The sequence below is a fragment of the Novosphingobium sp. SG707 genome, from assembly GCF_012275515.1.
Taxonomy (GTDB): Bacteria; Pseudomonadota; Alphaproteobacteria; order Sphingomonadales; family Sphingomonadaceae; genus Novosphingobium.
On the sequence record NZ_JAAZQL010000010.1, the window covers coordinates 1 to 13,165 of the forward strand.

The window sequence follows — 13,165 nt, forward strand, 5'->3', positions numbered from 1 at the left end:
CTCATCTTCACATTGCTCAGATCAACACCCGTCCCATCCGCCTTCACACGTGGCTTCACGTTGTAGTCAAGCACCCGCTTGATCGGCACCAAACATTTCATGGTCAAAACTCCAAATTCCTATCCATAGATGCCGCGCGAAACACCCATCAGTCTGGTCAGGCCGAACAGGATGTCGAGCGAGGGCGTCGCCACGCCAACCATCGCGGCGATTTCCCTCGGGGCCGCCAGCAGCGCGTCCAGTTCGATAGGCCTCGATGCGTCCACATCCTGCAGCATGGAGGTCCGAAATGCGCCCAGCTTGCGGGTCACGGCATTGCGCTCCACCGTGGATTGCTCGATCGGACAACCGATGCGTCGGCCGATTTCGCGTGCCTCCTCCATCACCGCCGCGATCAGGCCGAGGACCAGCGGATCATCCAGAATGCGGTCTGCCGTTGCCAGCGTGAGCGCAGAGATCGGGTTGATGGTCATATTGCCCCAAAGCTTGAACCAGATATCCGCGCGGACATCATGGCTCTGCTCCGCAGGCAGGCCCGCCGCCTGGAACTGATCGACCAGAGCCGACACGCGCCCGCCCGCCCCGCCGTCCGGCTCGCCCATGATCAGGCGGTCACCCCGAAACAGGGTGATTTCGGCGGGGGATGTCCGCGCCGCGGCGGCATGCACAACGCAGGCGACAATCTGCTCATAGGGCAAGAATTTCTGCAAAATCCCGTGAGGATCGACCGAGCGCAGCAAGACATCCCGCCCCATGAACCACCAGGGCACGCCGTTCAGCATAGGCACCACAAGTGTTTCGGGCTTCATCATCGCCGCGATGGATGGCGCCACCGATTCCAGAGCGAAGGATTTGACGCCCACGATGACCAGATCACACGGTCCCACTTCCTGCGCATCTGTGCAAATCCGGGGATAAAGGACCATACGCTCCCCATCCTGAACCAGCGCCAGCCCATCGGCACGCAAGGCTTTACCCGTCTCGGCGCGGGCCAGAATCCGCACATCATGTCCGCCATGCGCCAGACGCGCGGCGATCCATCCGCCGATCGCTCCCGCGCCGATTATCCCAACCTGCATGGATTGTCCTTTCCGCTTTTCCCGCCGTCGCGCTCTTTTTGAACTCGATAGATGAAATGGATTATAAACTCTACTATAAAGTTTTTGTTGATAATGGCGTCCGTTGCCATTATCCCATGAATCCGAACCCGGCCGGAAGCGCCGGAACGCCATGCAAGGGTGAGAAGGATGCCCATTTCAACCGAACAAAGGCGCGATTATGCCGCCAGCCTGGACAAGGCCGAACGCGAACGCACCCCCATCCGCCAGATCAGCCTGGCCCATCCCGACATGACAATGGAGGATGGCTATGCCATCCAGAGCGCGTGGATCGACATCAAGCTGGCGCAGGGCCGCAAGGTCATCGGCCGCAAGATCGGCCTGACCAGCCGGGCCATGCAGAAGGCCGCCAATATCACCGAACCCGATTACGGGGTCCTGCTGGACGATATGCTGTTTCACAGCGGCGAGGATATCCCGCTCGACCGCTTTGTCGAGCCGCGCATCGAGGTCGAACTGGCCTTTTTCCTCAAGCACGAGTTGCGCGGGCCGGGCGTCACGCTGGAGGATGTACTGGCGGCCACCGATCATGTCCGCCCGGCGCTCGAACTGATCGACATGCGGATCGACCGGGTGGATGCCGCCACCGGCAACACGCGCAAGGCGCTGGACACGATTGCCGACAATGCCGCCAATGCCGGGGTCATCCTGGGCGAGGCGCGCTTTGCCCCCGATGCCGTCGACCTGCGCCGTGTGGCGGCATGGATCGAGCGCAATGGCATCATCGAGGAATCGGGCGTGGCCGCCGCCGTGCTGGGCCATCCGGCCACGGGCATCGCATGGCTGGCCAACAAGCTGGCGCCGCATGAGATCGCCCTCGAACCGGGACAGATCATCCTTTGCGGATCCTTCACTGCCCCCATCGGCGGGGTGCGCGGCGACACATTCGCGGTCGATTACGGCCCGCTGGGCGTCATCACCACCCGCTTTATCTGAGCCACTCAAGACAAGGCTGCAACCTATGGCAGACATGATCCATATCGACGGGCATCCCATCTCGCCCGATCATTACATCAACGGACGGCGGGTCGCCTCCAGCGAAACTTTCGAAACCTTCTGCCCGGTCGACCAGAAAGTTCTGGGCAGGATATCGGCGGGGCTGGACGAACATGTCGATGCCGCTGTTTCTGCCGCGCAGGCCGCCTTTCCCGGATGGGCGGCGCTGGGGGCGGCGGGGCGCCTGCCCTATCTTGAACGCTTTGCCGAGGAGATCGGCAAGCGCGAGGAAGCCTTTGCCCTGGCCGAGGCCAATGATGCGGGCGTGCTGCTCTCGCGCATGCGTCACGGCATTGTGCCGCGCGCCATGCTGAACATCACATGGTTTGCCAAGGAGGCACTGACCCTTCAGGACCGCGTGATCGAAACCACGCAGGCCATTCATCAGGTGCGCCACGATCCGGCGGGCGTCTGCGCGATCATCACGCCGTGGAATTCGCCGCTGATGCTGGCCACGTGGAAGGCTGGCCCCGCGCTGGCTTCGGGCAACACGGTGGTCATCAAGCCGCCCGAATGGGCGCCGCTCACCACCTCGCTGCTGGCCGATGCGGCCGATGCGGCGGGGCTGCCGCCGGGCGTGTTCAACATCGTTCAGGGCATGGGCGCGACGACCGGCGCAAGGCTGGTGGCCGATCCCCGCCTCGCGCGTATTTCCTTCACCGGCTCGGTTCCCACGGCCAAACTGGTGGCAACGGCGGCGGCGGCCAATCTGGTGCCGTGCAGTCTGGAACTGGGTGGAAAATCGCCCTTTATCGTGCTGAAGGATGCCGATCTGGATGCGGCAGCGGCCACCGGCGCACTGATGTATCGCAATGCCGGACAGGTCTGTCTGGCGGGCACACGCTTTCTGGTCCACGAATCCATCCGCGACGCCTTTGTCGAAAAGATGCGCGCCGTGGTGGCCAATCTGGTCGTGGGCGATCCGCGCGATCCGGCCACCGAGGTCGGCCCGATCATACATCCGCGCCAGGTCGAACGCGTGGCGGGCTTTGTCGAGCGCGCCAAGGCGGCCGGGGCCACCACCCTGTGGGGCGGCGAGCGCCACGATTTCGGCCCGCAATATTTCCAGCCGACCATGTTCTGCGATGTCGCCAATGATGCCGAGATCGTTCAGCAGGAAGTCTTCGGGCCGGTGCTGGTAATGCAGACCTTTGCCAGTGACGAGGAGGCCATCGCTCTGGCCAACAGCACGGTCTATGGTCTTGGCGGCATCTGCTATGGCGAACAGGCCCATGCACAGACCGTGGCCGATCAGGTCCGCACCGGCTTTATCTGGATCAACAGCTTTACCATCCGCGATCTGGCCGCGCCCTTTGGCGGGCGCGGGCAATCGGGCGTAGGCCGCGAAGGCGGCGAATGGAGCTTCGACTTCTTCTGCGACGTCAAGGACGTCATCACGCCCAAACAACCCTTCAAGGCGAGCTTTGCACACCGATGAGCAACGAAGGAAAAATCGTCGGGAGCGCGATTGTCTCGCACCATCCCGGCCTCATGCAGACCGACGAGTTCCGGCTGGAGGATGGCGCGGGCCGCGATTCCGACCTGATCGAGGGCTTCAAGCGTCTGCGCGCGCGGATTGAGGCGGTGTCGCCCGATGCGATTCTGATCTTTGACTCGCATTGGTTCACCACCGGCTTTCACCTGCTCGATGCCCGCGCGCATCACCAGGGCACCTATACTTCGGTGGAAATGCCGTGGTATCTCAACGGGCTGGAATTCGACTATCGCGGCTGTCCGGACCTGGCGAAAATGTGTCAGAGCGTGGCCGAGGAGCGCGGCGTGCTGGCCATGGCGATTGATGATCCGCATCTGACGCATGAATATGCCACGCTCAATCTGGTGACCAAGCTGGGCCTTGATGTGCCCTATCTGACAGCCAGCAATTGCCAGAATTGCCAGTCGCACCATTTCCTTGAAATGGGCGCGGTGGTGGGCGAGGCCATCCGCCGCAGCGGCAAGCGCGTGGTGCTGCTCGCCTCGGGCGCGCTTAGCCACAAGTTCAACGAGATCGACTGGGAACGCAAAAGCCCGCGCATTTTCGATGCGGCCAATGTGTCCAGCCCGGAAAATATCGCCAGCGATCTGGAGGTCATCGAACTGTTCCGTCAGGGCCGCCATGACGTGATCGTCGAGCGCTTCCCCACCGTCTATCGCAAGATTCCGTGGGAAGGGCTGGGCGGCCATTATCTGCAGATGGTCGGCGCGATGGGCGGGGCCGATTGCCGCGCGCCCGGCACCGCGCTCAGCGAATATGAAAACGCCCGGGGCACGGGCAATATCCACATCTGGTTCGAGGTTTGACACAATGAGCGTATTTGAAGGACCGCGGATCGAACGCCGCCGGGTGATGGTTGAAGGCTCGGCCTGCTGGGGCACGATGCGCGATGATGCGATGCTGGCGCTGGATGACGGGCGCGTGGTCGATCCGGCGCGGATGATCCACCTGCCCCCTTGCGAGCCGACCAAGATCATAGGCGCACATATCACCTATGTCTCGCGCTCGATGGAAACGCGCAACAAGCCCAAGCCGACCGACAATCCCACCTATTTCACCAAGCCGCCCACGGCCACCAACGGCCACAACGGCAAGATCGTCAAATATGACGGGATGCGCTATCTCAATTACGAAGGCGAAGTGGCCGCGATCATCGGCAAGGTGACGCGCAATGTCACGCCCGAGGAGGCATGGGACTGCATCGCCGGTTTCGCCCCGCTGCTCGACATGGGCGCGCAGGATTTCCGCGATACGGATCAGGGCTCGATGCTGCGCGTCAAGGGCATGGACGGCTATTGCCCGATTGGCCCCGGCATCGTGCGCGGCGTCGATCCGCGCAAGGAAACGCTGCGCACTTATCGCAACGGCTTGCTGGTGCAGGAAGCCAATATCGGCGAAGAACTGATCTGGGAAGCCGATTTCATCATCGCCGACATCGCCCGCTATATCACGCTGATGCCGGGCGATATCATCATGACCGGCACGCCCGCCCATTCGCGCTCGCTTGATCCGGGCGACAGGATCGAGGTGGAAATCACCAACCTTGGGCGCCTTGGCTGCGATGTGGTGTCCGCGCCCGAACCGCGCGCGGCCGGTATCGGGCATCCCCCGCTCGATACGCCCGAGGTGCGCCGCGTGGCGCTGGGCTTTGACGAGCGGGTCCGCCCCGACCTTCTCGCCAATTATCAAGCCGCGTCGCGCGGGCGGTGATGGCCATGCTGGACAGTCTGCGTGCGGCCTATGACGGCAAGTTGCTGGTGGATGCCGACGATGTGGCGCCCTACCTGACCGACTGGCGCAAGATGTGGACGGGGGCGGCCATCGCGGTCGCCCTGCCGGAAAGCGTCGATCAGGTCTGCGCGCTGGTGCGCTGGTGCGGGCAAAACGGCGTTCGGCTGGTGCCGCAGGGGGGCAACACCGGCATGTCGGGCGGGGCCACCCCGCCCGCCGAGGGGCTGAACCTTGTGGTTGCGCTAACGCGGCTCAACCGCATCCGGACGATCGATCCGGTCAACAATACGATGACGGTCGATGCCGGGGTGATTTTGGCCAGCGTGCAGGAGGCCGCGCGCGATGCCGGGCGCTATTTCCCGCTCAGCCTTGCAGCCGAGGGTTCCTGCACGATCGGCGGCAATCTGGCCACCAATGCGGGCGGGACGGCGGTGCTGCGCTATGGCAATGCACGCGAACTCTGTCTGGGGCTGGAGGTTGTCACGCCTGCGGGCGAAGTGTGGAGCGGATTGAAAGGACTGCGCAAGGACAATTCAGGCTATGACCTGCGCGACCTCTATATTGCATCCGAGGGCACGCTGGGGATCATCACCGGCGCGGTGCTCAAACTCTATCCGCAGCCGGCGGCGCGGCTTGCCTCGCTGGTGGCGGTTGCGGATTGCGGGGCGGCGATGGGTCTGCTCGAGGTCCTGCGCGCGCGTTATGCGGATCGGCTGACGGCGTTTGAACTGCTCTCACGCGAATGTCTGGAACTGGTGCTGCGCCATGGCCATGACGCGCGCGATCCGTTTGGTGAGCGCTATCCGTGGTACATCCTCATCGAATTCACCGATTTCACCAGCGAGGAGGCCGCCCGCGCCGCCATCGAAGAAGCGCTGGGCCAGGCCTTTGAGGATGGCCTTGTGCTGGACGCGGTGATTGCCGAAAGCCTCACGCAAACGCAGGCGCTCTGGGCCCTGCGCGAAGGCATTTCCGAGGCGCAGAGCGCGGAAGGCGCCACCATCAAGCATGACATTGCCCTGCCCATTTCGGCGATTGCCGCCTTCATGCCCGCGGCGGTCGAAGCGGTGCGCGCGCGCCATCCCGACATCCGGCCGGTGCTCTTCGGCCACCTTGGCGACGGCAGCCTGCATTTCAACTATTCCCCCGCCCCCGGCGAGGACAAGGCGAGCTTCATGGCCCGTCAGGCCGAGGTCAACCGTATCGTTCATGATCTGGTGATGGCAGCGGGCGGCACGATTTCGGCCGAACACGGGCTGGGCGTGCTGCGGCGCGACGAGGCCGATGCCTATCGCCCCACCCCCGAACGCCAGTTGATGCGCAGCATCAAACAAGCGCTCGACCCGCAAGGGATCATGAATCCTGGGAAACTCCTAGCTCTTTGAAGCGCTTGCGCAGCAAGGCGGAAAATTCGGCGATCCGTTCCGACTGGGGACGGATCGCCGAACTGTAAAGCATGACATAGCGCGTGAATTCCGGGTCGATCAGCCGCCGCATCTCCAGCCGGAAAGCATTGGCCAGCGGCGCGACATAGGCCGGGCACAGCGCCACCCCCACCCCGGCGGCGGCAAGGCCGAGCGCGGTGGTGATATTGTCAAACACCTGCCCAGGCACCACCCGCTCGCTCTCGTCCAGACCAGACATGGCCTGTTCGATGATCCGTTCATGGTCATGCCCGCCGGTGTGGAATTTCACGCCCTTCAGATCGCGCCAGCGCAGATGCGACTGCGCGGCCAGCGGATGTTCGGGCGAAAGCCACACCACCCATTTGCTGGGCAACAGGCTCTCGGACTGCACCGTTTCCTCGGTCACGCGGTCGGGGCCCACGGCCAGATCCGCCTCGCCTGTGGCCACCCGTTCGGAGAGCCACTCAACCCCTGTGTCGAGAATATGCACCTCGCAATCGGGATGCGCAGCCTCGAATTCAGCGATCAGCGGGGGCAGGATGGCGGCCGCCACCACCATTGGCGCTGCAATGCGGATCGTGTCGCTCGCCTGATCGCCCAGCGTTTCGGCCATGCGTTCGACCGCCTTGAGCGTGCGGATAAAGCTGAGCGCGGAGGGCATGAACTGGCGCCCATGTTCGTTGAGCACCACGCGTCTTGTGCTGCGCTCGAACAATCGCAGGCCGATTGCACTTTCCAATTCGGAAATCAGGCTGCTGATCGCCGAATTGGTCAATTGCATGCGCTGGGCCGCGCCCGTGAAGCTGCTGCATTCGGCCACGCGAATGAAGGCTTCGATCTGTCGATTGCTGATGCGTTGTTTGCTCACAAATCCCTTTTATAAAGAAAAAGTGGATAATCAAGCGAGACTTTCCGGTAATATCTTGCCGGGATTGAGCAGCCCTTGCGGGTCCAGCATCTGCTTGAGCCGCCGCATCAGCGCGATTTCCGCCTCGCTGCGTGAATAATGCAGATATTGTCGCTTATCGAGGCCGATCCCGTGCTCGGCCGAAACTGACCCCCCCATCGCCCGCACCGTGGCATAGACGGTGCGGCAGATCGCTTCACGCTGTTGCCCGCTGGGGTCCGGCACGGCAAGGTGCATGTTGCTGTCGGCCAGGTGGCCGAAAAACACCGCCTCTCCGCCCGGAATATCGCGCGCCAGCGCCTCTCGGCACAGGGTGACGAATTCCTCCGCGCGAGCCACCGGTACGCTGACATCGAAATTCACCACGGCGCCCTTGCCCCAGAGATGCGAAAGCTCACCGCTGGAATCGCGGATCCGCCAGAAGCTCTCCGCATCGCTCAGCGACTGGGCCTGCACCGCATCCTGCAGAATTCCCTGCTCAAACGCCTGCTCGGCAAAGCGGGTAAAGATCATCCCGTCGGCCTGCTCGTCCGAACCGAGCGCTTCGAGCAGAATGAAATGCGTGCCCGCTTCGGGTGAAAGCGGCGAGCGGCCGGTCACGTCATGAGTGATCGCGTAGAAATCCTCCCACATCACCTCGAAGGCGGAAAGCTGGGCCCCCAGCGCGCCGCGCGCCAGCGCCAGCAGGCGGTGGACCTGATCGATCCCATCAACAGCGCACAGGAGCGTATTGGAACTGCGCGGCGCGGGGAACAGGCGCAGGACCGCGCGGGTGATGATGCCCAGCGTCCCCTCGCTGCCGATAAACAGGTTGCGCAGGTCATAGCCCGCGTTGTTCTTGATCATCTTGTTCATGTTGCTGATGATCGTGCCGTCGGCCAGCACCACCTCCAGCCCCAGCACCTGATCGCGGGTCATGCCATAGCGCAAGACACGGTTGCCCCCCGCATTGTTGGCCAGCATGCCGCCGATGGTGCAGGAACCGCGCGAACCGAAATCGACCGCAAAGAAACGATCCGCATCCTGCGCGGCCTGCTGCACCGCCTGCAAAGGCGTGCCCGCCAGCACCGTCACCGTATTGGCGAAAGTGTCGACTTCCTCGACCCCACGCATCTTTTCCAGCGAGAGCGCGATACTGCCCGCGCTGGGCAAAGCGCCGCCCGCCATGCCGGTCAGGCCGCCCTGCGGCACAACATGCATCCCGCATGCCGAGGCCGCCTTCATCACCGCCGCCACCTGATCGGCATCGCGCGGATAGGCGACCAGCAGCGGAAGATGCTCTACCGCGCGGGGCAGGGTGAAATCGCGCAAATGCCGCCTGCGGTCAAACTCGTCGACCGAATGCGGGATATGGGGAGGCAGGTGTTCGAGAAATTGGACTAACGGATTCACAGGCTCTCCCCACAGGCTTGGGTGGGCCGCCCAAGGGACAGCCCACCGGCCGACATTACATCTTGAACCGGACACCGGCGCGGAAATACCGGCCGATCAGATCATAGGTGGCCGCCGCCGTGCCGATCGTCGTGTTGGTAGTGCCCAAAATGCCCGGCGCGCGGGGCGGGGCGGCGTTGAACATATTGTCCACCGAGGCGAAGACTTCGAAATTGACGCCGCCGCTGCGGACCTTGGCCGTGGCCGACATGTCAAAATAGCTGATCGCGGACACGGTGTTGTTGTTGATATCGGCAGAAGTCCAGGCGGCATCGATCACCCCCTGTCCGATAAAGCGATGACGCAGCGAAAGCGCGAGACTTTCCGAATCATAGCTGACCGAATTGAACCCGCGCAGTTTGACCGGGCCATTGCCCTGCCCCACTTCGCCCAGCAGGCTGTCGACCACGCCATTGTCGATCAGCTTGTGCTCGCCGGTATAGGTCCAGAGGCTGCGCAGCGAGACCATACCCTTGCCCAGACGGAAGCGATAGCTGGCCTCGACATCGACGCCCGACATCAACTCGGTCTTGTAGTTCAGCGGCTGCACCAGAACCGTGGTCAGCGTGCCCGAACTGTTGCGCACCAACAGGCTGCACATGGCCGGGATCGAACCATCGCGACAACGATCGACCACATATTGCGGCGCGGGCGTGGCAATGGCCCCGTCAATCTTGATGCGGAAATAATCGACCGCAATACTGAACCCGCGCAGGAAGGTCGGCTGATAGACCGCGCCCAGCGTGGTGGTGGAGGCGACTTCGGGCACCAGATTGGTGTTGCCCGACTGGATGCGCAGCACCGAGACATTGCCGTTGGGGCCATCGATCACGGTCTGGCTGGTGGCCGAACCGCCCAGGTAATAGTCGCCAAGGTTGGGCGCGCGGATATCGCGCGATTGCACCCCGCGCAGCTTGAGGCCGCCCGCAATATCCCAGGTCAGGCCCGCCTTCCACGTGGTCACGGTGCCGCTGGTGCTGTAATGGGTGACACGCGCCGCGCCGTTGAAGTCCAGCTTGCGGCCGATTGCCGAATCCTTGAGCAAGGGCACCAGCACTTCGGCAAAACCTTCCTTGACGGTGAACCCGCCCGAGGAAGGCTTGTAATTGCCTACCCACCAATTGCCCGTGCCGGGGCCGGTATCGGTGATATTGCGCTGCGATTGGGCGTCGGCGTCGGCCGAATGGCTTTCGCGGCGATATTCCGCGCCCGCGGCCAGCGTGACCGCGCCCGCAGGCAGGTTAAACAGATCGCCGCCCACCGAGGCCGAGGCGACGTCCTCGGTCATGCTGATACGCTGGCGCGCGGTGCCGACCAGATAGGCACGCTGGGCCGCCGTCACATTCTGTGGCCCGAACACGTTGAAGGGAACGCATCCGTTGGTCGGCGCGCCCAGGCTGGAACGGCAGACGATGCTGCCCAGCGCAAGGCCCGATGAACCCACATTGGCGGGCGTCACCTGCACCGCATCCACCGCCAGCGCAAAGGCCGAACGCAACTGGTCATTGCGCACTTCGTTGAGGATGCGGCTCAATTGATGCTCGTAATAGAGATGCGCGTTCCAGCTGCCGCCCAGCTTGATGTCGGCCCCGACCAGATAGCGGTAGAGCTCGCGCTCATTATGCGGCGCGGCCTCGCCAAGGTCCATGTTGAGACGGCCCAGTGTAAAGGAACTGACCCCGGCATTATCCATCGCCGTTGCCGTAGCCGCAGGCAGATAGGCATTGCTGCGCGCAATGGTCAGCGGGCTGCCGTTGGGCACCATGGTGAAATAGGGCACCGAGAGCGAATCCGCGATCGACTTGCCGTAAATGAATTCGCCGAACAGGTTGATATTGTCGGTGACATCAAACGAGCCGCGCAGGAAAGTGCTGAACACCTTGGTCGAGGCCGAGATCTGGTTGGCCGCGCCCAGATCGTTGGGCGTGCCGTTGATACTGTGCTGGGTGCCGGAATAGGCCGTGGTCGAAAGACCCGGCGTCCCAAGGCCGCTTACTGGCACACCGACCGTGCCGAAGTTGAAGGGGGCGGGCACGCTGCCGGGAAGGAACTGGGTTCCGGCCAGCGGGCCGGTGGTGATCAGGCCGCCATAGGTGCCGGTGGGCGAATTGACATGGTCGGCAACCAGCAGCTTGGGCTGGCCATTGCCCGCCGCATAGGCCGGGTTGCTGATCAGCTTGGTGCCGACATACCAGGGGCGCGAATCCACGCGGTCGATGCTGTCCGAACTGCTGTAGGACACGCTGGCCAGAATATGGCCCCGCCCTTCGGCGAAGGCATGGCCACCGGCCAGTTCGGCGCGCAATTCGCCGCCATCGCCATAGGTCGATATGCCCTTCTGGATATTGCCTTTCAGCCCGGAGAAATGCTTGTCGAGAACAAGGTTGACCACGCCCGCGACCGCATCCGAACCCCATGCCGCCGAAGCGCCGCCCGTCACCACATCGACACGCTGAAGCAGCGTGGTGGGCAGGAGGTTGAGGTCGACCGCGCCGGTGGTCGCGCTGCCCACCACGCGGCGGTTGTCGAGCAGCACCAGCGTCCGGCTGAGCCCCAGCCCGCGCAGATTGAGCGAATTCATGCCCTGCGTGCCCCCGCCCACGCCATTGCCCGCCGTGCGCGGCGAGGTCGAACCCGAAAGGGCGGGCAACTGGTTGAGATATTGCGCCACGGTCGGCTGGGGCGCAGCGTTCAGCGCCGTCGCGTCCACCACCGTGGTCGGCGTGGGCGCCTCGAAACCGGCCTTGGCAATGCGTGAACCGGTCACGACGATGGCGGCCTCCACCGCCCCGCTTTCAGCAGGCCCGGCCGCTTCCGCCGCCAGCGCCGGAGCGCCCCCCACCATGGCCGCACCGGCCAGCAACAGTGATTTCCTCAAAAAAACGCGCATAGTCCCCCCTCCCTTTTCCTCGGGATATTCATTTGTTCGATAATGATATTCTGAAACTTCCGGGTCAGTTCGCCGTCGGCCCGCCCTCAGCCACCGCCTTGGCGCATTCAGTGATGATCCCGGCATATTTGGCATAGGCGCCGCGCCCGATCACAAACGGATTGGCGCCGCGCGGATGGGCCCGCAGATCGTCCATGCGCGTCAAACTGTCATCGACAAACGGATGATTGCTCAGCTCGATATCCGCGCCTGCCTTTGTGGAAATGGCCGCGAAACGTTCCGAGGAGGCGATGTATTTCGCCCGCATCTCGGCATCGCGCGGCACGCCCGTGCCGCCCCACATGGCCAACAGATGCTTCTGCCCATGGACCGTGACCGGCACCAGCAGCGAAATCGTGCCCGGCGTATGGCCGGGGGTTTCAACGATGCGGATATCCTGACCGCCCAGCGACAGGACCATGCCGTCGCGCGCGTCCAGATCGCGGGCGGGCGGCGGGCTGAAACGGGCGGGCGGCGCGCCTGCCGGGCGCATCGGCGGTTTGGCCACCAGCCCCCAGTCCGCCGCGCTCATCATCACATGCGTGCCGTATTTTTGGGCGAAATAGCCTGCGGCCCCGAAATGGTCGCCGTGGCCGTGGGTGACGACGATATATTTCACATCGGCGGGGTTGAGGCCGAATTTCTTCAGTCCCGCCTCGATGACATTCACGCCGTCCTCGCTGGTGTTGAGCGCATCAATCAGGATGATGCCTTCGCGCGTCCTGATTGCATAGGCGCCGACACTGCTCACACCGACATAATAGAAATTGTCGAACAGTTCCGTCGGCTCCGGCACGGCGGCATTGGCAAAGCGCGACATCGCCGGACCGGACAGGCCACACTGCAGGCTGGCCGTGGTGCGCATATAGGTTTTGCCCGCCAGCGCCATCGCGCGGTCGATATGGACCTGCGCCTCCTTGGGCGTGGCGCGGGCCGCGCCATTACCCTGCGCGATTGCCGCACCGCCCAGCGCAAGCAGCGCCAGAGCCGAAACCCGCGCAGCCATTCCGATTCTCATAGACCTCTCCATTATGATGTTTTGTTTTATATAATCCGCTATTGCAAAGTTTATATGTATTTTATGCCCGTTATGCAACGGATAAAAGAAGGTCGGTTTTTTCTATTTTTATCGTTATTTTATAGTATATTGAA

General features: G+C 63.2%; 10 protein-coding genes and 1 pseudogene. 5 read left to right on the forward strand and 6 right to left on the reverse strand.

What is annotated here, in order from left to right; translation table 11 throughout:
• Nucleotides 1–101: pseudogene (locus FHW92_RS21340) on the reverse strand (electron transfer flavoprotein subunit beta/FixA family protein); the annotation flags it as partial.
• A gap of 18 nt (nucleotides 102–119) precedes the next feature.
• Nucleotides 120–1,079, reverse strand: a complete 960-nt coding sequence (locus tag FHW92_RS21345) for a 2-dehydropantoate 2-reductase (RefSeq protein ID WP_168605314.1) — start codon at nucleotides 1,077–1,079, stop codon at nucleotides 120–122.
• Between the two features lie 168 nt (nucleotides 1,080–1,247).
• On the opposite strand from FHW92_RS21345, the gene hpaH reads away from it, so the two are divergent.
• From hpaH to FHW92_RS21370, 5 genes are read left to right on the forward strand one after another with little or no spacing between them, the layout of a single operon-like run.
• Complete coding sequence (hpaH, locus tag FHW92_RS21350; RefSeq protein ID WP_168605315.1) at nucleotides 1,248–2,054, forward strand: 2-oxo-hept-4-ene-1,7-dioate hydratase; 807 nt, start codon at nucleotides 1,248–1,250, stop codon at nucleotides 2,052–2,054.
• A gap of 25 nt (nucleotides 2,055–2,079) precedes the next feature.
• Nucleotides 2,080–3,552: an aldehyde dehydrogenase family protein gene (locus tag FHW92_RS21355; protein ID WP_168605316.1), complete on the forward strand. Its 1,473-nt coding sequence runs from the start codon at nucleotides 2,080–2,082 to the stop codon at nucleotides 3,550–3,552.
• The gene (locus tag FHW92_RS21360) at nucleotides 3,549–4,415 is read left to right on the forward strand and encodes an extradiol ring-cleavage dioxygenase (RefSeq protein WP_168605317.1); all 867 of its coding nucleotides are present in this window, start codon (nucleotides 3,549–3,551) and stop codon (nucleotides 4,413–4,415) included. The genes FHW92_RS21355 and FHW92_RS21360 overlap by 4 nt, the downstream gene beginning before the upstream one ends.
• 4 nt (nucleotides 4,416–4,419) lie before the next feature.
• The gene (locus FHW92_RS21365; protein ID WP_168605318.1) at nucleotides 4,420–5,319 is read left to right on the forward strand and encodes a fumarylacetoacetate hydrolase family protein; all 900 of its coding nucleotides are present in this window, start codon (nucleotides 4,420–4,422) and stop codon (nucleotides 5,317–5,319) included.
• A 5-nt stretch (nucleotides 5,320–5,324) separates the two neighbouring features.
• Nucleotides 5,325–6,725, forward strand: a complete 1,401-nt coding sequence (locus FHW92_RS21370; protein WP_210428638.1) for an FAD-binding oxidoreductase — start codon at nucleotides 5,325–5,327, stop codon at nucleotides 6,723–6,725.
• On the opposite strand, the gene FHW92_RS21375 is transcribed toward FHW92_RS21370, so the two are convergent.
• The 4 genes from FHW92_RS21375 to FHW92_RS21390 form a co-directional block, all read right to left on the reverse strand.
• Nucleotides 6,694–7,614, reverse strand: coding sequence for a LysR family transcriptional regulator (locus tag FHW92_RS21375; protein WP_168605320.1), 921 nt, complete (start codon nucleotides 7,612–7,614; stop codon nucleotides 6,694–6,696). The two genes, FHW92_RS21370 and FHW92_RS21375, sit on opposite strands and share 32 nt — an antisense overlap.
• Nucleotides 7,615–7,644: 30 nt before the next feature.
• A complete protein-coding gene (locus FHW92_RS21380) occupies nucleotides 7,645–9,045 on the reverse strand; it encodes an FAD-binding oxidoreductase (protein WP_168605321.1) in 1,401 nt (466 codons plus the stop codon).
• Between the two features lie 55 nt (nucleotides 9,046–9,100).
• The gene (locus tag FHW92_RS21385; RefSeq protein ID WP_168605322.1) at nucleotides 9,101–11,974 is read right to left on the reverse strand and encodes a TonB-dependent receptor; all 2,874 of its coding nucleotides are present in this window, start codon (nucleotides 11,972–11,974) and stop codon (nucleotides 9,101–9,103) included.
• A gap of 64 nt (nucleotides 11,975–12,038) precedes the next feature.
• Entirely contained in the window at nucleotides 12,039–13,031 is a 993-nt protein-coding gene (locus FHW92_RS21390) for an MBL fold metallo-hydrolase (RefSeq protein WP_168605323.1), read from the reverse strand.
• Between the last annotated feature and the right edge of the window lie 134 nt (nucleotides 13,032–13,165).